The sequence below is a fragment of the Actinoplanes sp. NPDC026619 genome, from assembly GCF_040638295.1.
Taxonomy (GTDB): domain Bacteria; phylum Actinomycetota; class Actinomycetes; order Mycobacteriales; family Micromonosporaceae; genus Actinoplanes.
The window spans coordinates 119,595-142,589 of the sequence record NZ_JBEZYA010000019.1; the positions used below are offsets into that span (position 1 = coordinate 119,595).

Annotated in this window: 15 protein-coding genes; 4 read left to right on the top strand and 11 right to left on the bottom strand. The window is 72.7% G+C overall.

Annotation, left to right across the window (positions count from 1 at the left end):
* The first annotated feature begins 71 nt into the window (after window positions 1–71).
* Entirely contained in the window at window positions 72–356 is a 285-nt protein-coding gene (locus AB0E90_RS34480; RefSeq protein WP_360415338.1) for a helix-turn-helix transcriptional regulator, read from the top strand.
* Here AB0E90_RS34480 and AB0E90_RS34485 read toward each other — a convergent pair.
* From AB0E90_RS34485 to AB0E90_RS34510, 6 genes are all read right to left on the bottom strand, one after another.
* A complete protein-coding gene (locus AB0E90_RS34485; protein ID WP_360415340.1) occupies window positions 320–1,726 on the bottom strand; it encodes a CHAT domain-containing protein in 1,407 nt (468 codons plus the stop codon). The genes AB0E90_RS34480 and AB0E90_RS34485 overlap by 37 nt on opposite strands.
* Window positions 1,726–3,894: a hypothetical protein gene (locus AB0E90_RS34490; protein WP_360415342.1), complete on the bottom strand. Its 2,169-nt coding sequence runs from the start codon at window positions 3,892–3,894 to the stop codon at window positions 1,726–1,728. The genes AB0E90_RS34485 and AB0E90_RS34490 overlap by 1 nt, the downstream gene beginning before the upstream one ends.
* A gap of 5 nt (window positions 3,895–3,899) precedes the next feature.
* The gene (locus tag AB0E90_RS34495) at window positions 3,900–4,127 is read right to left on the bottom strand and encodes a hypothetical protein (protein WP_360415344.1); all 228 of its coding nucleotides are present in this window, start codon (window positions 4,125–4,127) and stop codon (window positions 3,900–3,902) included.
* A gap of 2 nt (window positions 4,128–4,129) precedes the next feature.
* Entirely contained in the window at window positions 4,130–7,150 is a 3,021-nt protein-coding gene (locus AB0E90_RS34500) for an AAA family ATPase (protein WP_360415346.1), read from the bottom strand.
* On the bottom strand, window positions 7,147–9,687 hold the full coding sequence (locus AB0E90_RS34505; protein ID WP_360415348.1) for a caspase family protein: 2,541 nt from the start codon (window positions 9,685–9,687) through the stop codon (window positions 7,147–7,149). The genes AB0E90_RS34500 and AB0E90_RS34505 overlap by 4 nt, the downstream gene beginning before the upstream one ends.
* A 216-nt stretch (window positions 9,688–9,903) precedes the next feature.
* Window positions 9,904–11,145 (bottom strand): Ig-like domain-containing protein, encoded by a 1,242-nt coding sequence (locus tag AB0E90_RS34510; protein WP_360415350.1) that lies wholly within the window; start codon window positions 11,143–11,145, stop codon window positions 9,904–9,906.
* A 435-nt stretch (window positions 11,146–11,580) separates the two neighbouring features.
* On the opposite strand from AB0E90_RS34510, the gene AB0E90_RS34515 reads away from it, so the two are divergent.
* The gene (locus AB0E90_RS34515) at window positions 11,581–14,535 is read left to right on the top strand and encodes a BTAD domain-containing putative transcriptional regulator (RefSeq protein WP_360415352.1); all 2,955 of its coding nucleotides are present in this window, start codon (window positions 11,581–11,583) and stop codon (window positions 14,533–14,535) included.
* Here AB0E90_RS34515 and AB0E90_RS34520 read toward each other — a convergent pair whose 3' ends face one another.
* On the bottom strand, window positions 14,536–15,051 hold the full coding sequence (locus tag AB0E90_RS34520) for a hypothetical protein (protein WP_360415354.1): 516 nt from the start codon (window positions 15,049–15,051) through the stop codon (window positions 14,536–14,538). It lies immediately after the preceding gene.
* An 86-nt stretch (window positions 15,052–15,137) separates the two neighbouring features.
* On the opposite strand from AB0E90_RS34520, the gene AB0E90_RS34525 reads away from it, so the two are divergent.
* Window positions 15,138–18,563, top strand: a complete 3,426-nt coding sequence (locus AB0E90_RS34525) for a TIR domain-containing protein (protein ID WP_360415356.1) — start codon at window positions 15,138–15,140, stop codon at window positions 18,561–18,563.
* A 121-nt stretch (window positions 18,564–18,684) separates the two neighbouring features.
* Window positions 18,685–19,467 carry a P-loop NTPase gene (locus AB0E90_RS34530; protein ID WP_360415358.1) on the top strand — a complete coding sequence of 261 codons (783 nt, stop codon included), beginning with the start codon at window positions 18,685–18,687 and terminating at the stop codon, window positions 19,465–19,467.
* On the opposite strand, the gene AB0E90_RS34535 is transcribed toward AB0E90_RS34530, so the two are convergent.
* The 4 genes from AB0E90_RS34535 to AB0E90_RS34550 form a co-directional block, all read right to left on the bottom strand.
* Window positions 19,427–19,996, bottom strand: coding sequence for an HD domain-containing protein (locus AB0E90_RS34535; RefSeq protein ID WP_360415360.1), 570 nt, complete (start codon window positions 19,994–19,996; stop codon window positions 19,427–19,429). The genes AB0E90_RS34530 and AB0E90_RS34535 overlap by 41 nt on opposite strands.
* Window positions 19,997–20,048: 52 nt before the next feature.
* A complete protein-coding gene (locus AB0E90_RS34540) occupies window positions 20,049–21,203 on the bottom strand; it encodes a PLP-dependent aspartate aminotransferase family protein (RefSeq protein ID WP_360415362.1) in 1,155 nt (384 codons plus the stop codon).
* Between the two features lie 120 nt (window positions 21,204–21,323).
* Window positions 21,324–22,193 carry a methyltransferase domain-containing protein gene (locus tag AB0E90_RS34545; RefSeq protein ID WP_360415364.1) on the bottom strand — a complete coding sequence of 290 codons (870 nt, stop codon included), beginning with the start codon at window positions 22,191–22,193 and terminating at the stop codon, window positions 21,324–21,326.
* Complete coding sequence (locus AB0E90_RS34550; RefSeq protein WP_360415366.1) at window positions 22,183–22,965, bottom strand: hypothetical protein; 783 nt, start codon at window positions 22,963–22,965, stop codon at window positions 22,183–22,185. Before AB0E90_RS34550 ends, AB0E90_RS34545 begins: the two co-directional genes overlap by 11 nt.
* Window positions 22,966–22,995 lie beyond the last annotated feature (30 nt).

The window sequence follows — 22,995 nt, forward strand, 5'->3', positions numbered from 1 at the left end:
TATGGTTGCGGGACGGCCGGCTGTCAAGACTGATGGCCGGAACTACCACCGCAGTCGAAGGGGACACCGCGATGACCGAGCACACCCGGCCGCATCTGACCCAGCGGGAATCGGCGGTGCTCGGGCTGCTGGCCGGCGGCCTCACCGCCGCGGCGATCGCCCGCCGCCTCGGCATCTCCGAACGGACCGTGCACCGCCACCAGAACCACCTCTACCGCAAGCTCGGCGTCTCGGACCGGCTGGTCGCGGTCCTTCGGGCGTACGCCCTGGGCCTGCTCGAACTCACCCCGCCGACCGGGCTGCCTCCGCGGGCGGATGATCAGGATGCGGCGATGAGCACGAACGGCGCCCAATGAAACGGATGCCCGTACGGCGGGAACGGCGCCGGTGACAGATCGCGGGCCTGATGCAGGTCGCCGACCTCGCGATCGACGAGGCCGGCGAGCCGCGCGTCACCGGCCGCGGCGGCGATCGCCCGCATCCCCGCCCAGGCCTCCTCGGCCTGCGCCAGAGTCATCGTGCGCATCTCGTCGCAGGCGTGCTGCAGCGCGGCCGCCGACGACTCGCCGCCGGCGCGCCGGCGGTGGAACGCGGTGGTCAGCAGCGCCGCCGACATGTCGTTGACCTTCCACAGCGAGACCAGGACGGCGCGGGCGCCGGCCGCCAGCACGGCCCGGCCGAACCCGAGCACCTCGTCGCCGCGGGCCACCCGGCCGGTGCCGGTGCGGCAGGCGCTCACCACCACGATCTCGGCGCCCAGCCCGAGGCCGAGAACCTCGGCGGCGGTGAGGCTCGCGCCGTCGGCGAGCAGGACCGCGGAGCCGAGCGGCGCGATCTCGTCCAGCACACCGTGGGTGGCCAGGTGGACGACGCGCGCGCCGGGTAACGCGGCGCGGACCGCGGATTCGCCGGCGGCCGGGCCGATCAGCGTGGTGGCGCCGGGCAGGAAGGTGGCCACGCAGGCCGCCTCGACCGCGGCGCCGGGCAGCGCGCCCGGCCGCACCGGGGTGTCGGCGCCCTCGGGCAGGTAGGCCATGTCCGCCGGATCGCCCACCACCAGCGCCGGCCCGGACGCGAGCGGCGCCGGCTCGGTGCCCAGCGCGCTCGCGCTGGGCGGCACGGTCAGCGGGAACGCCCGGCCCAGCGGCTTGTCGTTCCACGGCAGAACCGCCATCGGCAGCCGCAGCAACGGTCCGGACGGCACGACGAACACCGCCTCGGCCGCGGCGAGGGCGTCCCGCACCGGCGCCAGCAGCAGCCGGCTCAACTCGGCCGCCGCCACCGGATCGTTCCCGCCGCCGGCGCACGCGTCGACGAACCGGCCGGCCAGCGCGGTCAGCCGGTTGCGGCCGGTGCGATGGTCCGCGGCGACCACGCCGTCGCGGGTGACCGCCCAGATCAGCAGATCGGTCCGGCCGACCAGGTAGTGCAGCAGCACCGTGCCCGCCGGGAGCGCGGCCGCGACCTCGGCCAGCGTGCGCACCGGCGCCTGGGGGTTGATGGTGGCCCAGAACCGGGGCTGCACCGCGCGAAGCTCGTCCTCCACGATGGACAGCTGTTGCTGCGCGCCGGCCAGCGCGTCCCGGAGGACAGCGAGCGCCGGCGAGTTGTCGCCCGCGGCGGCGAGCCGGTCCTGGGCGAGGGTCACCTCGGCGCCCGCCGATCGCCAGCGCCGCACCAGCTCGGCCGGCAGATCCGAGGACTCGGCGCCGCCGTTGGCCGCCATCAGGTCCAGCAGGGCGCGGCTGCGGGCGCGTTCGGGTACCCGAACAGCGCCGCGCCCCAATCCGCCGCGCCGGCGGTGTCCCCGCGGCCGATCGCCTCGGCGCGGCCGCGCAGCGCGGCGCCGGCCGCGTCGCGGTAGAGATCCTGCACGTCCCGGCTCGCGAAGAAGCCCTGCCGGAACTGGTCGCGGCGCAGGTCACCCCGTAGTTGCTCGACCCGCCCGAGCGCGTCGTCGAAGGCTTCCCGGGCGTCGTCGAGCCGGTCCTCCTGCGCGGCGAGGCGGCCCTGGGCGTGCAGGTAACGCCAAGCCGGGTCGTCGAGGCCGGCCCACCAAGGGTCGGCATCGGCGGCGAGCGCGTCGAAGTGCGCCCGCGCGCGGCCGGTCGCCCCGACGTTGAGCTGGAACGCCAACCCCTCGTCGTGGCGCCGCCGCACTTCGGTGCGGTTCCCGGCGGCGCGGGCGAGCGCGGCCGCGGCATACCGTTCGAAGGCGTCGGAGGCGGCCGCGAACTCGGCGGTGTAGGCGAGCAGCACGCTCTCGTCGAGGTCCCACTCCTCCGGGCCGGCCGCCGCGACGACGGCACGGGCGGCCGCGAACAGCCGGTCGGCCTCGGCGTCGTCGCCCTTCTCCTGCGCCGCCCGGGCGCGGTAGAGCACCTGCGACACGTTGCCGCTGGGCAGCTCGGCCAGCGTCAGCAACTGCTCGGCGATGAACCGGTCCATGCCGGTGAGCTGATCCAGGCGCGCGCGCAGCGGCTCGACGGTGTCCCGGATCATCCGGTCGGCGCGCGCCATCCCGTCGGCGTCCATCACGTTGCCCGCCCACACGAAGATGCGGCCGGCGCGCATCGCCCGGGCCACCCGTCGATCATCCTGCGGGTCGGCCGGCTCCGGCAGCGGCTCGGAATCGGCGTCCAGCGCGGCCATCGCGGCCACCTGCGCGGCGGACAGGTCGCCGACGGCGGAGGCCAGCTGGAACTCGTCGGTGAAGGTCTTGGCCCGCAGGCCGGGCTCGTCGAGCACCGACCAGAACCGCATCGCGGCGCGCAGCGCGGCCTCGGCCCGCTCGGCCGGGCCGGCCACCATCCAGTGCCGGGCCATCCGGACAAAGATCATTCCCAGCCCGTACGCGACCCCCGGCCCGCAGTCGCCGATCAGCGCCTCCGGCACGGCAATGCCGGTGAACCGGTCGTCCGCGATCGCCGCCACATCGCGGATCGTGGCCGCCACCGCCGCGTCGAAGACACGCCCGGCCACCGTCAGCCCCTGGTGCGCGGCATCGGCCAGCGCGCTGCCCTCCGCCGGCCGCCCTTCCAGCGTCCGGAGGCAGGCCCGGCGCAGCTCCACGACGGCCAGTCCGGCCGCGTTGCCGGCGCCGGCGTATTCGACGGCGGCCCGTTCGTAGGCCTCGCCGGCCTCGGCGAAACGGCCCGGTGAACCGTCGAACTCGCGGCTCTCCACCTCCGCCTCGAGCGCGTTGTCCGGGTTGGACCCCAGCGTCCGCAGCACACAGTTCAGGTGCACCGGCGGGCCGGCCGGCGACGCGAGCCGATCGCCGGCCACCACCGCGGCCACCGCGAGACCGAGCCGGTCGCCGGCCGCCGTCATTGCGTCGACCGCCGTGCGGGCGCGGTCGTCCGCGCCCGCCTCGTCGCCGAAGCGGGCCAGCAGGTCCGCCGCCAGCAGGTCGAGATGCGCGGCCAGCTCCGGCCGCGCGGCCTGCACCTGTGCGACGGCGGCCAGCGCGGTGTCCACGGTGGGCCGCAGCAGCGGCCCGCCGCTCAACATGAGCAGCGCGCGGGCGTCGAACAGCAACGGCAGCAGGACGCCCGCGATCTGCGACGCGGCGTCCGGCGCGGCCGCCGGGTCCGGCGCGGGCGGCCGGCCCAGCAGCCCGGTGGTGGTGTGCGAGCGTCCGCCGCCGTCCGGCAGCCGCTCGTGTGCGCCGATCCACGCGAGCCGGCGCCACGCGGCGGCCGGCCCGCCGACGGCGCCTTCGAGGGCACGGCCTGCCGCCGCCCAGGACCCCGCCGCGCACTGCCGCACGACGGCGACCAGCGGATCGGCCTGCGCGGGGCCGGCCTGCGCGGGGATGGCCTGCGCGGGGATGGCCTCCGCGAGGCGGTCGAGCAGACCGCCGGGGAGGGCTTCTACCGGGCTGCCGGGCATGTCGGCTACAGCGAGATCTGGCCGCGGCCGTCGGTGCCGGTGTAGATCTCCACCTGCCGGAGATCGTCGGGGCCGAGGACCAGGATCAGGTCGGCCCCGAAATCGTCGGCCACCGCTATCTTGACCGCGTTGCCGTTGTCGATGGCCTCGATGAGCTGGTCGGCCAGATCGTTGGTGGCTGTGCTGTCGGCCAGGAAGTAGAGACGGTCGCCGATGCGGATGCGCTTGGCCATGGTTACTCCTCTTGGGTGCTGACGATGCCGAGCCGGTAGGCGACGGCGGCAGCTTCACCGCGGCTGGCCACCCCCAACTTGGCGATGATGTTGGAGACGTGCACGCTGGCGGTCTTGTCGCTGATGCCGAGCAGCCGGGCGATCTGGCGGTTGCTGCGGCCGGCACACACGTGGCCCAGGACCTCGCGTTCGCGCGGGGTCAGCCGGAACGGGACCGCATCCGGTTCGGCGGCTTCGGTCGGGGCCACCGGTTCGCGCAGATCCAGCCGCCCGCGCCCGGCCACCGCGGCGATCTCCGCGGCGAGGGGGAGCGCGCCCAGTTCGTCGGCGAGGTCCCGGGCCCGGCGCAACGGCTCCACCGGGTCCGCGGGCGGGCCGTCCAGCGCGTGCTCCGCCTCGCGCCAGAACGCGTACGCGGCGGCGTACCGGCAGCCGATCGCCATCCAGCAGCCGGCCACCTCGGTCCACTGCCCGGCCCGCACGGTGTGCTGGAAGCGGTCGCGCTCGACCCGCACGAGCCGGCTCAGCGCCGCCGTCTCCGGCAGGAGCACCCCGGATTCCGCGCCGGTGGCCCGGTCGGCGAGCGCCCGCACCCGTTCCGCGGAGTCGGCGTCCGCGGCGGTCGCGCCGCGGGCCCGGTCCGTCGCCCGGGCGTGCTCGTCGGCCTCGGCCCGCAGACCCAGCGCGCACAACCGGAGGATCTGCGCGGTGTCCTCGGCTCCGCCGATCGCGGCCAGCCCGTCGCGGACGGCGGAGCGGGCCGCCGCCGTGTCCCGCTGCCACAGCGCCAGCTCGGCGGCTGCGGCGTAGAGCGGCCCGGCCACGTGCGACTCGGGGTTCTCGGTCAGTAGCCCCCGGGCGGTGGCCAGATGTGCGGCCGCCTCGGCGGTGGCGCCCCGGGCGATGCCGATCTGGGCCAGGATGACGTGCGGGAACACCGCCACCGCCGCCGCGGCCTGCCGGTCGATCGCGTCCTGGGCCAGTTTCTCCGCCTCGGTCCACCGGCCGAGCTGCACGAGCGCCGAGGTCGCGTTGTTCAGCAGCAGCGCGTTGCCGCTGGCCCGGTCCACGCCGAACCGGCGGACCCGCTCCAGCCCGGCGAGCGCCGCCGTCACCGACTCGGCCAGGCGGCCGGCGCTCTCCAGGGCGAAGCTCAGATTCCCGTACGCCCGGTGGAGGTCTTCGAGGCGGCCGCCAGTCTCGGCGATCGCGACCGCGCGCCGCAGTTCGGTCACCCCGTCGTCCGGCCGGCCGAGCAGGGTGCGGCCGAGGCCGACGAAGTTGAGCGCCAGCCCCTCCTCGGCGACCGCGCCGACCGTGCGGGACAGCGCGACGGCCTCCTCCGCGAGCGCCAGCCCGGCCGAATAGCGGCCGGTGATCAGCTCGGTGCCGGCCAGCTCGGCCAGGATCTTCGCGGCCAGCGCCGACGGCTGGTGCGGCGCCAGCAGGGCCCGCGCCAACCGGTACGCCGCCTGGCAGCCGGGCAGGTCGCCGCTCTCCCAGAGGTAACGCCCGAGGCGTTCGGACAGCTCGGCGGCCCGGATCGGCTGCACCGTCAGGTCCACCTCGGACAGCGCGTCCCGGATCCGGTCGACCGCCCGGTCGACGTGCCCCTGCCAGCGCGCGGCGTCCGCGGCCCGGGCCAGGATCCGCTCGTGCGAGACGCCGGCCACGCCGACCGGGTCGCTCACCCGTGGCCAGAGGTCGATGACCCGGTCGTACTGGCGCTCCGCCTCGGCGTACGCCTGCACCGCGACCGCGTCGTCGCCGGCCCGGACCGACGCGTTCAGCGCTTTCGGCAGGTCGCCCGCCTCGAACCAGTGGTAGGCCAGCTCGGCCGACAGGCTCAGATCCTGGGCGTAGCTCAGCGCCCGGTCGCTCTCCAGCACGGTGGCCAGTTGCGCGTGCAGGTGCAGGCGTTCGCCGGGCAGCAGACTCTGGTGCACCGTCTCGCGGGCCAGCGCATGTCGGAACACGTAGGTGTCGTCGGCCAGGTCGGTGACCAGCACGTGCTGGTCGACGCACTCGCGCAGCGCCGCCACCAGCCGCCGGCCGGGCAGCTCGCAAACCAGGGCGAGCAGCCGGTGGCTGACCCGCCGGCCGGCGGTGGCCGCCGCCCGGAGCACCTCACGGGCGTCGTCGCCGAGCAGCTCGACCCGGGACAGCACGAGGTCGCGCAGCGAGTGCGGCAGCTGTCGCACGGCTGGGCCGCTCGGCCCGGCCGGCCCCGAGGTCAGCGCGGCGGCGACCGCGATCTCCTCGGCGAAGAAGGCGTTGCCGTCGGACATCTCGAACACGAGCTGGACCAGCTCGAACCCGGCCGGCCCGCCGAGCAAGCCGCCGAGGAACGACCGCAGCTCGTCGGCGTCGAACCGGGACAGCTCGATCCGCCGCACCTGGCGGATCATGCCGAGCTCGACCAGGAACGGCCGCAGCGGATGGCTTGGCGGCAGGTCGCTGGTGCGGCAACTGACCAGCAGCAGCACCCGCTCCTCGCCCAGGCTGCGGGTCAGATAGGTGAGCAGGTCCAGCGTCGACCGGTCGGCCCAGTGCAGGTCCTCGACGATCAGCACGGCCGGGCCCTCGGCGCCCAGGCAGTCGAGCAGTCGCAGCACGGCCGCGAACAGCCGGGACGGCGACGGGGCGGCCGCCGGCGTCGCGGGTTCGCCGAGGAACGGCACGAGGCCGGCCAGCTCGTCGTAGGCCTCGCCGGCGAGATCCCGGACGGCCGTGACCCCCCGGTCGCGCACCAGCCGGCGGAATGCCTCGATCAACGGCGCGTAGGGCAGGTCGCCGGTGCCGAGGTCGATGCAGGAGCCGCTGAGCACGGTGGCGCCGGCGGCGGCCGCCTGGGCGGCGAACTCGCGCAGCAACCGGCTCTTGCCCACCCCCGCCTCGCCGCCGAGCAGCACCGAACCCGCCACGCCGCCCTGCGCCCAGGCCATCGACTCGCGCAGCATCGACAGCTCGGCCGCCCGGCCCACGAAGGTCGGGCTGAGCATCCGCGGCGGGTCCGGAGTCACACCGGCACGATCTCGTACGCGAACGAATAGTCCTGCACCCGGCGCAGCCCGTCCGCGGGGTGCCGGCCGATCCCGAAGTTCTCGCCGGCGAGCAGCGAGGTGCGGTAGAGCCCGATGCTGTTGCCGACCGCCTTGGACAGCAGCTTGTACGCCGTGTTCACCGCCACCGCGCCGGCGCCGATCATGGCCGCGGCCACGGCGGCGTGCGGGGCGGCCACCGCCGCGCCGATCAGCACCCCGGCCGCCTGCTGGAAGTCGGCCCCGTTCAGCTCGTCGGCGAGCATGGCGCTCAGGTCCAGCGAATTCTTGCGGTCGCGGGAGATGATCACCGCGAGGTCGACGAAGTTGACCACCTCGCCGTGGTAGACGAGCAGGTTGTCCATCGGCAGCCGGGTCTCGTCGCCGATGCCGGTGAACCGGGCCGTCTCGGCCCGGTAGACCGCCCGGTTGCCGGCCGGCCCGGTGAGGACGATCGCGTCGACCCGGACGTCGGTGCTGCCGAGCGCCTTGTTGCGGTGGACGACGAGCTCGTTGAGCCGGATCGCCACGGTGGCCGGCTGCCGGCGCGGCGTCCCGCGCGGGCTCAGCTGCAGGACCGAGGGGTCCGGCCGGTCGTCGATCAGGAAGGGCACCGTCTCGGCGGCCGGCGCGAGCGCCGGATCGAGCAGCAACGAGGCGTGCCACACCGCGAACCGCACGGTGGCCGGCGCCGCGACCGCGGTGAGGTCCCGGAGGGCGCCGGTGGCGATCTGTGCGACCAACTGCTGCAGCGTGGAGCCGCCGGCGACGTCGTCACCCCGCTGGATCCCGTCCTGCTGCAGGACCGAGAGGTCCTGCGGCGCCTTGGTGACGATGACTAGCAGATCCTCGCCGCGCGGATCGGTTCCCGGCGCGCCGTCCGGCCAGCCGAGCGTCAATCCGGTGAGCGTGCCGAGCTCGTCCGCGCCGACGGTCAGTTCGTCGCCGGGCCCGAGTCGCCGGCCGCTGGGCGAGTCGCCGAGAAGGAGGGTGACCTTGCCGAGCACGCCGATGTCGAACAGCGAGAAGTAGAGATGGCCAGGGCCGTCGTTCCGCAGCAACACGTAGATCTGCTCGCCGGCGTGCAGCAACTCCCCGCGCACGGGCAGCGGACGGCGGGTGCCGTCGACCACCCGGCCCCACTCGATGGTGAACGGCGCGTCGAGCGCCTCGGCCGGTTCCGGCTCCAGCCCGCGCAACGTCGCGGCCCGGGACAGCCGCAGCAGGTCGGTCACGACGCGGTCGATGCCCGCCGGGCCGGCCGGCCGCGGCCCGGTCAGCGGCCCGGTGTGGTCACGGACCACCATGGTGGCGCCCACCTCGACCGTGGCCAGCACGGTGTCGGCCGGGTCGGTGCTCACCCGCAGCTGAGGAGCCGCATCGACGGCGGCGGCCACCCGGTCGGCGTCGGCGCCCGAACCGGCCACGACCACCGGCCATCGGCGGCCGGTCACCAGGGTCGGATGCGCTTCCGTGCCGAGCGGCACCTCGGCGTGGCCGGCGGCGAACGCGATGGCGCCCTCCGCGGCGACCGATCCGACCGACGCGACCGTGATCCGCCCGATCGCCGTGCTCTCCTCGGGTTGCCCGGCGCCGGCCGGCATGGCGGCGAATTGGTCGCCCGGCTCGACACCGACCAGCCGGCCGCCCGGGATCGACACCCGGAGACCGCCGCGGGAAAGGATCGGCAGCACTCGGGACCGGTCGAGCTGCCGTTCCTCGAACGGCACCCGGGCGCCCGGGCCCTCCACCTCGGGCCGCTGGCCCAGCAGCACGGCGGCGACCCGGGCGCGAACCGCGCGCATCAGGGTCTCCCAGGTCACCGGCAGGTCGCCGGCCTGGTGGAAGGCGATGCGCAGGGCGTCGGTCATCATGCCGCACCGGAGGCCGTCGGCATTGGTGCCCTCGTACGACGATTCGAACGGGGCGCACGCCACGATCCGGACCGCGTCCGGGTTGCTCAGCGGGCGCAGGTCGCCGGGGCCGATCCGGCCGGCCCGCCGGAGCGCGTCGAAGTGCGCGGCGACGTCCAGGTAGGCCACCCGCTGCAGCGCCTTCGGCACCAGGTCGGGGTCGCGGCTCATCCGGGCCGCGTGGCAGCAGTCGAGAATCACCGTGACGTTTCTGGTCACGGCGGTCAGCCGGTTCTGGAGCACGGAAAGCTCGAGGGCGGTGATGCCGCGGAAGTCGGAGCCGGCGGCGCCGAAGTCGGTCGGCACGATCGCCTGCAGTTCGGGCGGTGGCCCGGTGGTGCCGAGCAACCGGGCGATGTCCGCGGCGTCGGCCTCGGCCGGAGCGATCATCACGCCGTGCCCGCTGTACGTGACGACGATCGCGTCGCCGGGCCGGGCCTCGCCGATCAACCGGTCGTACGCCTCGAGGATGCCGTCCCGGGTGGCGTCGGCACCGGTCAGCCGGCGGGTCTCGAACCCGCGCCGCGCCATCAGCTCCGCCATGATCGCGACGTCGTTGTGGACGCCGCTGAGCCCCTCGATCTCGGATCCGATGTGAACTGCCACGCGTGCCACGACGCCTCCCGATCACGAGTCGGCTATAACGTACGCGCAGCGTGCGCCCCGATCCCAGGGTGCGATATGGGTAAATCTCCCCACTGTGCGATCACTCGTGGGGAGGGTTATGAACCGCGTCGCGACACGTCCTGCGTGCGGTTTACGTCTGACCTATCATCGCGCGGATGCGTCCGCCGGGTCGGAATCCCGACACCCTCGACCGGGTCAGTGGCCGTACTTGTCGAAGGCGACGTTCCAGTCGCCCAGCCCGTCCCAGACCGGCAGGGATTTCGGACTGTGGTTGACCTCGACGACGTCGCCGACCAGGAAGTTCTCGTAGACCCACTTCGCGTCGGCCTCGCCCAGGTTGACGCACCCGTGCGAGATGTTCGCCTTGCCCAGCGAATGGTTCCACGGCGCCGCGTGCAGGAACTCGCCCGAGTAGGAGATCCGCGTGCAGTACTCGACGACCTCGGGCGCGTAGTAGTGCGGGTTGGTCGGGTCGCTCAGCCCGTAGCTGGCGGAGCTCATCGTGTGCGTCCGCTCCTTGGAGAGCACCACGTGCGGGCCGTTCTGCGTCCAGAAGTGGATCTGGGTGCCGTCCGTGATCGTGGTGTAGCCGCCCTTGCCGTTGCTGCTGGCCATGTCGCGCACCATCGCGCCGTCGATGTAGACCTTGGTGTGGTGGGTGTTGTTGTCGCTGATCGCCACCAGCTTGCGGCCGATGGTGAAGTGGGTCGACGAGTTGCTCCTGCCGTAGACGCCGTTGCCGAGGTGGACGCCGAGCGAGTCGACGTTCACCTTGATCGTGGTGCCCTTGGCCCAGTACTTCGCCGGCCGCCAGTGCACGATCGTGCTGCTCACCCAGAAGAACTTGCCCGGCACCTCGGGCGTCGTCTCGATGGTGATTGCCTTCTCGGCCGCGGCCTTGTCGGTGATGGCCTTGCTGAACGCGACGATGACCGGCTGGCCCACGCCGTACGTCCCGCCGGTCTTGAGCGAGCCCATTCCGTTGGCCTGGAACGTGATCGCGGCGACGGCCTTCGGCTTGAGCGTGGCGAAGGTGGACGTCTTCTCGACCTTCGCGCCGGTGGCGTCGACGACCGAGGCGGTCACCTTGTACGTCGTGCCGTACGCCATGGTGCCGGTGGACTTCCAGGTCACACCGTCGGACTGCACCGAACCGCTGAGCTTCTTCGAGCCCGCCGCGACGGTGACCGCGTCGAGGGTGCCGCCCGCGACCGAGACCGTGACCGCCTCGGTCGGCAGCACCTTGGCGGCGCCGGCCCGGGGCGTCACGGTCAGGCTGACCGGTGTCACGGACGGTGAGTTCCACGTGCCGACCGGCGAATTGTCCGCTGCGGCGGCCGTGCTGCCTTTTGCGTGGCTCGGCGTCGAGCAGCCGGCCGCGGTGAGTCCCGCCGCCGCGCCAAGAGCGCCGATGATGACGTTACGTCGCCGAACCATGACTCTCTCTCGATAGATATCGCCACACAGGAATACGGGCACGCGCACTCTATGGATCAATCCCGTTCCTGTCGATGACGCACGCCTCTACGACGTACGCCAGGCCCGGTTTTGTGGCAGCGGGCCGGTGAAAAAACTCTCGCCCGGCCGGAGTCGCATCCGTGATGCCGTCTTGGGGGCAGCGAACACGGATACGATTCCGGCCGGGCGAAAGCGTTGTCGCAGAGCAGGTCGCCCGTCGCTCAAGGTCTTACTGTCACGTCCCGATTCCCCCGTACACGCTTCTGTGCAACCGGGCGAGGGCGACCTGTTCCCTGCAACGAGATCAATGGTCGTCGACGGACCTTGCGCGAAGCATGCAAGACTTGGCGCGCTCCTTGTGGATATCTTGAATCCCCTGCTGGAGCGTCTGAGTGAAGGGCGGGCGGAGGTCAGTTGACGGCGCAGTTCGGGGTGCTCGGCGCGGTGGAAGCGCACCTTGCCGGGCGGCAGGTCGTCCTCGGGCACGCCCGCCAGCGCAGCGTGCTCGCGGTGCTGCTGGTCGAGGCCGGCCGCCCGGTCACGGTCGACCAGCTGGTCGCCCGGGTGTGGGGCGAGCAGGCGCCGCAGCGGGCCACCGGGGCGCTCTACAGCTACCTGTCGCGGTTGCGCGCGGCCGTCGCTGACGGCGCGGAGGTGGGGATCGAGCGCCGGCCCGGGGGATACGTGTTGACCGTCGACCCGCTGACGGTCGACCTGCACAGCTTCCGCCGCCTGGTCACGCTGGCCCGCGCGGCCGAGTCGGACCGGTCCGCTGCGGAACTGACCACCCAGGCTCTCGGCCTGTGGCGCGGCGAGCCGTTCGCCGGGCTGGACACCCCCTGGCTCGATTCGGTGCGGCAGTCGCTGCTGGGCGAGCGGTTCGCCGCCGAGCTGGACCGCAACGACGTCCTGCTGCGGCTCGGCCGGCACGGCGAGTTGCTGCCGTCGCTGTCCGCCGCGGCGGGCGCGCATTCGCTGGACGAGCGGCTGGCCGAGCAACTGATGCTCGCCCTCTACCGGGCCGGCCGGCAGGCCGACGCCGACGAGCAGTACCGCCGGATCCGTAGCCGTCTCGCCGACGAGCTCGGCAGCGACCCCGGCGCCGGGCTGCGTCGCCTGCACGAGCGCATCCTCGCCGCCGACCCGGCCCTCACCGCTCTTGTTGCGGCGGCCCCGGTCGCGCCGGTCAGCCCCCACCGGGACGTGCCGGCTCAACTGCCGGCCGACGTGCGGGCCTTCACCGGGCGGGACGCCGAGCTGGCCGCGCTGGACCGGTCGCTGGCGCCGCCGGAGGGCGATGATCCGCCGCTGACCGTCGTGCTGCTCGCCGGCACCGCCGGGGTCGGCAAGTCGGCCCTCGCCGCGCGCTGGGCGCACCGGGTGCGCGAGTCCTTCCCCGACGGGCAGCTTTACGTGAACCTGCGCGGCTACGACTCCGAGCAGCCGGTCGCGGTCGGCGAGGCGCTGGCCGGCTTCCTGAGCGCGCTCGGCGTGCGGGGCACGGAGATCCCGCTGGGCGTCGAGGAGCGGGCCGGGCGGTACCGCTCCGAGCTGACCGGCCGCCGGATGCTCGTGCTGCTCGACAACGCCTCCTCGGTCGAGCAGGTCCGGCCGCTGCTGCCCGGCACCGGGTCGTGCCTGGTGCTGATCACCAGCCGCGACTCGCTACCCGGCATGGTGGCGATCCACGGCGCCGAACGGATCAACCTGGATCTGCTGCCGCTGGCCGACGCGGTGGTGTTGCTGCGCCGGCTGATCGGCGCCCGGGTCGACCGCGAGACGTCCGTCGCCGAGGACCTGGCCGCGGCGTGCGCCCGGCTGCCGCTGGCCCTGCGGATCGCCGCCGAGCTGGCCGCGGCGCGCACCGACGTCTCGCTGGCCGAGCTGGTCGCCGAGCTGGGCGACCATCGCGTACGGCTGGATCTGCTCGATGCCGGGGATCCGCGTGCCGAGGTCCGCGCGGTGTTCTCCTGGTCGTACCAAAACTTGCCCGCCGACGCGGCCCGGCTGTTCCGTCTCCTCGGCCTGCACCCGGGCGACACCGTGCGGGCCGACGCGGTGGCCGCGCTGATCGGCGCCGGCGCCGGTGAGGCCCGGCGGCTGCTCGGCGTACTGGTCCGGGCCAGCCTGGTGCAGGCCGGCCGCGGCAGCCGGTACGCCATGCACGACCTGCTGCGGGCCTACGCCGCCGAGCTCGCCGCCGAGCACGACCCCGCGCCGGAGCGGAAAGCCGCGCTGACCCGGCTGTTCGACCACTACCTGGCCGGCTCGGTCGCGGCGATGAACACGCTCTACCCGGACGGCGCCGAGGCCGCCGGCGACCCGGAGGCGGCCCGGAACTGGATCGAGGCGGAACGGCCCAACCTGGCCGCCTGCTGCACCTACGGGGCCGCGCACGGCTGGCACCGGTTCGCGATCGCGCTCGCCGGCACGCTGTTCCGCTACCTCGACGCCGGCGGCCCGGTCGCCGAGGCGGTGGCCGTGACCGCCTCCGCCGTGTCGGCCGCCGTCGCGGTCGGCGATCGGGAGGCGCAGGCCCGGGCGTTGTCCGATCTGGGCCGGTTGCACCGGCGGCAGGGCCGCCTCGCCGAGTCCGCCGACACCTATCACAAGGCCCTGCTTTTGTACGCGGACCTCGGCGAACACGCGGCGGAAGCGGTGGCGCTGCGCAATCTGGGCAGCGTCCACTGGCGGCTGGGCGACTACCGCCAGGCCGCCGACCACTATCGCCGGGCCTGGTCGCACTACCAGCACCTGGGCGACGACGCCGGGCAGGCCGACGCGTCGGTGCGGCTCGGCCTGGTGGACGCCCGGCTGGGCGACGAGGCGCAGGCGGTCGACCGGCTCCGATCGGCGCTCGAGCTGGTCACCAAGCTCGGCGACCAGTTCAGCGAGGCGTACGTGCTGTCGCTGCTCGCCCGGATCTCGCACGAGCCGGCCGACCTCGACCGCGCCGCCGCCCACCTGGGGCAGAGCCTCGCGGCGGTCCGGCAGGCCGGCGACCGGACGGCGGAGGCGTACGTGCTGACCGACCTGGCCGCGGTGGACGCCCAGCGCGGCCGGCTCGCCGAGGCGGACGCTCACCTGCGCCGGGTCCTGGTGCTGCACCGGCGGATCGGCGACCGGGCCAGCGAGGCCGAGGCGCTCAACGACCTCGGTCAGGTGCTGCGGGCCGCGGGCGACGCGGCCGGCGCCCGCGCCCAGCACGAGCAGGCGCTGGCCCTGGCGGGGGAGATCGGCGATCGTTACGAGCAGGCGCGCGCCCACGACGGCATCGCGGCCACGCTCGGCGACGGTGGCGACCCGCACCGCGATCTGGCCCGGCGCCTCTACGCCGACCTCGCCGTGCCCGCCGCTCCGTCTCTGTGATCAGACCCGGAGCACGCCTTGCAACCACAGCACCGTGACCGGGCGGCCGTGATCGCGGGCGTAATTGACGATGTCCGCGGTGCCGCCCAGGCCGCGGGCCGGCTGGCCGTCCCAGATCGCGAAGAGGTGATCGCACCCATCCACCAGGGCCTGGCCGGCCGCGAGGAAAGCCTGGTCACTCGGTTCGGCGTAGGGCATCGTCGTCACCTTCGACGCCGCCCGCCGCAGGTCGGCGAAGCGGGCCCGGCTGTCGTCGCCGATCAGCGTGCGGGCGTAGCCCTCGCAGGGCACCACCACTTCCAGGGTGCCGCCGGCCGCCAGGACGTGACCGGCGAACAACTGGTCGGCCCCGTCGGCGAGCATCGACACCCCGTGCAGGAGGGCGCCGGCGGGCAGAACACGGCCCCAATGTCGCACCGCGCGGTCGGCGATGCCGGGCGGGAGGACCCTATGACCTGTGACACCGAACCGCACATCGACCTCCGTACCGGGCCTCGTCCAGCTGCGAAGCACCATGACGATACGATCCGTTGCCTTTTCTCGTGGGGCAGAGGCATGCACAATCTGTCGTCGCAGTAGGTGTCGACTACGGGGGACGGGTCATGACCTTCGATGGGTTCATTTCGTACAGCCATGCCGCGGACGGGCGCCTGGCTCCCGCCGTGCAGCGTGGTCTGCACCGACTTGCCAAGCCGTGGCACCGTCGTCGCGCTCTGTGGATCTTCCGGGATCAGACCGGCCTGGCGGTGACCCCCGGGCTGTGGTCCTCCATCCAGACCGCCCTGGACGGCTCGGAGTACTTCGTGCTGCTCGCCTCGCCCGAGGCGGCCGGCTCGCCCTGGGTGAACCGGGAGATCGAGCACTGGATGGCCACCAAGTCGGCCGACCGGATCCTGCCGGTGGTGACCGACGGCGAGTGGGCCTGGGACGACGACCGCGGCGACTTCACCGAGGACTCGACCGCGGTGCCGGCCGCGCTGCGCGGGGTGTTCGGCGAGGAGCCGTTCTTCCTGGACCTGCGGTGGGCGCGCGGCAGTGAGCACCTGAGCCTGCACCACTCCCGTTTCCGGGACGCGATTGCCCAGCTCGCGGCCCCGATGCATGGGTTGAGCAAAGACGAGCTGGAGGGTGAGGACGTCCGGCAGCACCGCCGGGCGAAGCGCCTGCGGTCCGGGGCGGTGGCGACCCTGGTGGTCCTGGCCCTGGTGGCGTCGCTGACCGGGGTGTCGGCGGTGCGCAACGCCGAGCGGGCGAAGGACGCGGCGGCCGAGGCGTTGCGCCAGCAGAACGTGGCCGACACCCAGCGGGACAGCGCCGAGAAGTCGGCCGCGGAAGCGCGCCGGCAGCAGGATCTGGCGACGGCACAGCAGGAGCTGGCGCGTCAGCAGCAGGCCCGGGCGGCCAAGGCGGCGGCCGAGGCGACCCGGTCCGAAGGGGTGGCGCGGGAACAGCAGCGGCTGGCCGACCAGGCGGCGGCCGACGCGAAGCGGCAGCGCAAGCTCGCCGACCAGGCGAAGAGCAATGCCGACCAGGCCAAGAGCGACACCGCCGAACAGCAGCGGCTGGCCCAGGAAGCGGCCGAGCGGGCGAAGGCAGCGGCCGAGCGGGCGAAGAAGCTGCAGGCCGAGGCGGCCCGGCTGGCCGCCATCGCGGCCGAGCAGCGCCGGCTCGCCGATCAGGCCGCGGCCGAGGCCAAGAAGCAGCAGGAGAAGGCCGACCAGCAGCAGCGTCTCGCGGTCAGCCGGCGGCTGCTGAACCAGGCCGGCACGGTGCTCGTCGACGACCCGCAGACCGCCCTGCGGCTGGGCGCGGCGGCGCAGAACCTCAACCCCGACACGACCACCCTCGGCCAGTTCACCGGCCTGCTCAACTCGACGAACTACGCCGGCATGATGAGCGACGTGGTGGCGGCCGAGTCCGCGCCGGACGGCGTGCTGGCGGCGACCAGCGGCGACGGCCGCCTCTCCCTGTGGAATGCGGCCGACCCGCAGAAGCCGGTCCGGATCGCCACCCTCGCCGACCCGGTGGCGACCGACAGTCCACTGGTGTTCAGCAAGGACGGCCGAACGCTGGCCTTCCTGAGCCCGTCTTACCGGGTCGTCCTGTGGGACGTCGCCAACCGGTCCCGGCCGAACCGGCTCGCTACGCTGACGACCGACGGCCGGGTCGACAAATTCGTGTTCAGCGACGACAAGACCGTCTTCGTCACCGGCCAGAACAACGGCATCGTGACCACCTGGGACACGACCGACATGGCCCGCCCCGTCGAGCTCCACCGGATCGCCGATTATGACAGCCGTCCGGTGGAGAACCTGGCGCTCAGCCCGAACGGGCGGCTCCTCATCGTGGACCGGGGGCGGTGGGTGCCGTTCTACGACCTGACCGATCCGGCCTTTCCGGAAGACGTCACGGGCATGCTCGGCTGGGGCGTCACGCCGCTGGCGTTCAGCCCTGACGGAACGATCCTGGCCGTCGGCGTCGCCGGTGGCGTGGCCCTCTACCACATAGCGAGCAAGACCCCGGGGATGGCGCAGATGCGCACCGCGCTGGTTGCTCCGGAAACCGTGGAAACACCGCAGATGCCGGATATCCCGGACGATGACACGGATATTCCGGATCCGTCGGCGACAACGCCGGGGACAACGGAGCCGTCGGGTGTGATCCAGACGCCGACGTTCCCGGACTTCCCGGACGAGGACGACGATCCGTACTGGAATCTCGAAGGCCTCACCGGCCAGGTCACCTCGCTGGCGTTCAGCCCGGACGGGACACTGGTGGTCGCCGGGGACGGGAGCGGCGGGGCGGCGGTGTGGGAGACCGACGGGAGTGCGGCGCCGATCGCCGGCGTCGAGGCGCACGGCGCGATCGCCTCGGCGACCGTCGACCAGAAGAGCGGCCTGCTGATCACCGCCGACGCGACCAAGGCGGCGACGATATGGAACCTGACGCCACCCGGCGTCCCGGACCAGCTCGCCATGCTCACCACTCCGGACACCACGCCCCGGGGCGCCTTCTTCAGCCCGGACGGGCGCTCCCTCATCGTCGCCGGCACGAACGGCAAGGCGAACACCTGGAACACCAGCGACCCGGCCCGTCCCGTCCCCGGCGCCGGGCTGACTCTGCGCGGGGAAGAGGTCCGGTCGGTGAAGTTCAGCCCGGACGGCCGCAAGGTGGCCACCGTCGCCAACAACAGCGGAACGCTCACCCTGGCCGACGCGAAGCAGCCGGCCCGGGCCACGACGCTCACCACCTTCCCCTCCGGCAGCAAGAACGAGATGGCATTCAGCCCGGACGGGCGCACCCTCGCCGTCGTCGCCGACGCCGGCACGCTGATGGTGTGGGACGTGGCCGACGTGGCCCGTCCCGCCCTGCTGGCCACGGCGAGCGGCGGCACCTTCGGCTCGGCGCTGGCCTTCACCCCGGACGGGCGGACGCTGGCCGCCGCGGGCACCGATCGCTCGATCTCGCTGTGGAACATGGTCAATCGGTCCGCCCCCGCCCGGCTCGCCACGATGACCGGGCAGACCAACACCGTGACCTCGGTGGCCTTCACGCCCGACGGCCGCACCCTGGCGAGCGGCAGCTACGACCGCACGACCGTGCTGTGGGACGTCACCAACCGATCCCGGCCGGCCCGGCTCACCAGCATGGCCGAATCACCCGGTTGGGTGACCTCGGTGGCTTTCAGCCCCGACGATGACCTCCTTGCCGTCGGCACCTCGGCCGGCGAGACGAGTCTGTGGGACGCCAGCGACGCGACGTCACCGGTCCGGCTCGCCACGGCGGACGCCGACTCCGATTCCCCGAGCGCGGGGGTGATGTTCCGGACGAGCGGGCACACGCTGGCGATCACCGGCCAGCAGACGGAGGTGCCCGCCAGCACCACGCTGTGGAGCTACGGCAAACTGATGAGCCTGCACGCCGACCCGGCCAAGTACGCCTGTGGTGTCGCCGGCCGCGGCCTGAACGCCGAGGAGTGGGCCCGCTTCATCCCGGAGATCAAGTACCGGAACACCTGCGCCAACTGACGAGCCGTCGCACGGCGCGGGCGGCCCGGCAGCCCGCGCCGGTCGGGCCGGATCCCCTCCTGCCGCCCGCGCCGCTGATAGCGTCGGCTGAGGCTCCTGACCCGCGAAGTACGGTTGCCGGATGGGCGTACCGGGGCAATTGCCGATCATCGCGGTGGGCAGCGGCAAGGGTGGCGTGGGCAAGTCGAGCGTCGCGGTGGCGATCGCCCGTGAGCTGGTCCGCGCCGGGCGCCGGGCCGGTCTGGTCGACGCCGACATCGCCGGGCCTGACGTGCCGCGCATGCTGGGCCTGCGCCGCGACGTGCCGGCCCGGTCGGTCACTCTCGCCGGCTGGGCGCGCGGCGACCGGGGCGGCTCCGGGCTGGAGGCGATGGAGGTCGACGGCCTCAAGGTCGCGTCCGCGGGTTTCCTGATGGCCGGCAGCCAGGGGCTCGCGCTCGGCTCGGACCTCGGCGACCTCATGCTCGGCCGGCTGATCCGGGAGACCGCCTGGGGCGACATCGAGGTGCTGATCGTCGACCTACCGCCCGGCATCAGCTTCACCCAGCAGGGCGTGCTGTCCGGCGCCGGGCGGGTGGCGACGATCCTGGTGGTGACGCCGGCCGAGGTCTCCCATCTGGACACCGGGCGTGCGCTGAGCGCCCTGCGCCAGGTGCGCACGCCGGTGCTGGGCGGGGTGGAGAACATGGCGTACTTCCGGTGCCCCTGCTGCGGCGAGAAGACCGAGCTGCATGCGCCCGCGCCCGACGATCGCACCATCTGGGCGGCCGGCGTCGAGCGGCTCGCCCGGCTTCCGTTCCGCCCGGACGCGGCGATCGACGCCACCGATCTCGCCCCCGTCCTCGACGCGGTGCAGCGCTTCGTCAGACCACCGGGTGCCGGTGATGACGGGACAGCTCGGTGAGGTCCGGTTCGCCGTACTCGCGGACCATCTCGGCGAACCGGGCGGCGTGCGCGTCGCCGAAGCGGCGCACCCGGGCGGCGTAGCTCGCCGCGGTCAGAAAGACCGGCGGCGTGGTCTTGCTGTGGAACTTGTCGGCGTACATCACCAGGCGTTCCTCGGCGGTCTCGGCGAGATAGTCGTCGACCGGGAGCGGAAGCTGCTGCCGCTCGATGTCCTCGCGGGTGAGCCCGACGCCGGTGTGGTGCGAGCAGAACCGCGCGAGCTTCTCGGGGAAACCGCGTTCACGCAGCAGCGCCTCGCCGAGCACCCCGTGCCGGATGTAGGCGGCTTCGCCGAGAAGATGAACCCCGATGTCGTGTACGAGGCAGCCGGCGCGCACCAGCTCCACGTCCACCGCGAGGCCGCCGGTGTCGATCAGCTGCCGGGCGATCGCCCAGACGATCTCGCAGTGGGTGAGGACGAGCTCGAACGCCTCGTCGTCCGGCGCGACCTCGCGATGCAGCCCCGGGTAGTCGGCGTCCGCGGTCATACAAACCTCCCCGAAGGCCCGCGGCTCGGTGTCCGCCGCGGGCCGGACCTGATCAGATGGCGGAGAGTCCGGTCTCCAGGTCCTGCAGGAGGTCCTCGACGTCCTCGATGCCGACCGAGAACCGGGCCAGGCCGTCGGCCAGGCCGTGCGCGCGCCGCACCTCGGCCGGGATCTTCAGGTGGGTCATCAGCGCGGGCAGCTCCACCAGCGACTCGACGCCACCCAGGCTCTCGGCCAGCTCGAAGAGCCGGAAGTTGGACACCAGCTTGGAGACGGTGGGAAGGTCGAGGTCGAATTCGACGCTCACCATTCCGGAGTAGCCGGACATCTGCTGGGCCGCGATGTGATGCTGCGGGTGGGACTTGAGACCGGGATAGAGGGCCCGCCGGACCAGCCGGTGTCCTTCGAGGAATTCGGCCACGGCCATCGCGTTCGACTGGTGCCGTTCCATTCGCAGCGGCAGTGTCTTCAGGCCGCGCCGGAGCAGGAACATCGTATTGGGATCCAGGTGCAATCCCATCGACGTGCGGGTGAAGTCGAGCTGCGTCTTGATCTCGGCGTCATTGGTCATCAGCGCGCCGGCGACGATGTCGGAATGGCCGCCCATGTACTTCGAGCAGCTGTGCAGCACGATGTCGAAGCCCAGCGCGAGGCCGTTCTGGAAGATCGGCGAGGCGAAGGTGCTGTCCAGCACGGTGGTCGCGCCGTACCGCTTCGCGATCGTCGACAGCTCCCGCAAGTCGTAGACCAGCAGCAACGGGTTGGTCGGGCTCTCGGCGTAGAGAATTGTCGTGCGCGTGGAGTCCTTCAGCGCGTTGTCGACCACCTCGGCGTCGGTCATGTCGATCTGCTCGACGACCACCCCGATCTTGGCGAAGATGCGCTGGAAAAGGCGATAGGTGCCACCGTAGACGTCGGTCGGCAGGACAATGCGGGAATTGTCGTCGAGCAGCCCGAGAAGGGCGGACATGGCGCCGACACCGGAGGAGACGACGGTGGCGTGCTGGGCGCCCTCGAGCGCCGCCAGCGCCTTTTCCAGCGGATAGAAGTCCGGATTCATCGAGCGGCCGTAGTCGTACCGGAAATTGCCCGGTTCCGGCTGCACGTAGACCGATGACATGTGGATCGGCTGATTGAGCGCGCCCGTGGTCGGGTCGGGCTCGACGCCGGCATGAACCGCCGTGGTGCTGGGTCCCCACTGCTCCATTATGCTCCTTCCAGAAGTAGGACCCGTTTTTGAGCGAGCCATACTTTGGGAATGCCAACGGGTCATTCTATCAAGCACATCTCGGCATCCCCGGAATAGCCCTCGGAACGGTCGGCGGAGCTATTGTCGCCGGGTCGCGGTAATTGTCATGTAGCCGCACAGTTCGGCCGGCATCATTTTGCCGACCGTGGTGTCCAGCCGACGCAATTCCGCGAATCCGTCATCCGACGCGTAATGGGTCGCCGCCCGGACCAGGCCGGGCCGGTCGAGAAAGTCGGCCGACTCGTGGAGGATGTGCAGGAGCGGCGCGACCGGAAGGATTCCCTCGACCGTGATATCGGTGAAACCGTGCTGCTCCAGAGCCGTCACGATGTCCGCCCGGGAGTGGAAGAAATAGTCCGCGCCGACGATCTGCCGGCCCGCGTCGACGCCCTCGTCGAGAATGGCCATCGCGTTCGACGGGCGGCCGGCCATCGCCTCGATCACCGCCCATCGGTAGGACGTGTCGATGTCCACGTACAACAGGCCGTTCTCGCGCAGGGAGTCCCGGGCGCGCGCGAACACCGGATCGAGCCGCGGGAAGAAGTTGAGGGCCTGGGTGCAGGTGGCCAGCCCGAAACCGGAGAGGCCGAGCTCGCCGTCGCCGAGCAGGTCGAAGTCGACGACCTCAATGGCCTGGCCGGCCGCCTTCCGCCGGAGGATCGCCAGCATGACCGGCAGCGTCTCGACCGCGGTCACGGCGTAGCCGAGATCGCACAGCAGTTCGGCGGTGAGCCCGGTGCCGGAGGCGAGGTCGACCGCGGTCGGGACCGGCGGGCGCAGGGCTGCGAGGTGCTCCGCGGTGACCAGCCGGTGCAGCCGGTGCCACGGCGAGCGGTCGTTGATCTCGTCCAGGTCGGACGCGCGAGCTTCGTAGGCGCGAGCGAGCCGGCCCCGATCCTGCCGATGTTCAGGTGGCCGATGATCAGGTGGCCGATGTTCAGGTGGCACGGCGCTCCTCGCCGAGGAACTCGGCCGCGGACATCGAGCGCTGGGTGAGCACGCGGTGGATGTCCTCCAGCCGGCGGATCTCGCCGCGGCCGATCTCGGTGGCGGCGGTGATGAACCGGGTCACCGTCGGCATGCGCTTGTCGTCGAGATCGAGGACGACGGCGAGGCTGCCGTCGTCGATGATGGCGTAGTCCCGCAGGCACGTCGGGGGGATCTGGGTGCGGATGGCGACCCGGCACTCGACGCCCGCGGCGTGGTGCTCCTCGACGACCGGGCGGATGTCCTCCAGCCGCTCCTGGTCCTCGATGAAGATGCGGGTGATCCGCACTCCGCGGCCGATCGCCGCGCGGTTCTGGGTCAGCGAGGACCCGCCGTGCGCGGAGGTCCAGTATTTCGAGGCGTCGACGAAGCTGGTCACCCGGGCCCGGTTCTTGGCCTCGGCGATGAAGTCCACTTCGGTGTAGAAGATGCCGCCCGGCGACAGCTCGTACGCGGCGCGGCCGCTGCCGATCTCGATGAGCACCCGGACCAGCGACTCGACCGCGTCGTCCACCCGGCTCTGCATGAATTCGCTGTTGACCTGGCGTGCCTTGATCAGGCCCGAGGTAAGTTCCCGGATATCGGCCACGTCGCCGGGCTTGAGCCGCTGAGCGTCCGCGCCGAGGACGGTGTCGGTACGAATCCGGACCAGCTGGAAGATTTCCAGCGTGACGGTAAGAATGAGCTCCAGACCGAGCAGAGTGGCGGTATCCACCAGCCCGAGATTGGTCATCAATCCGATTGTCGCGGTAATCGCTGCCGC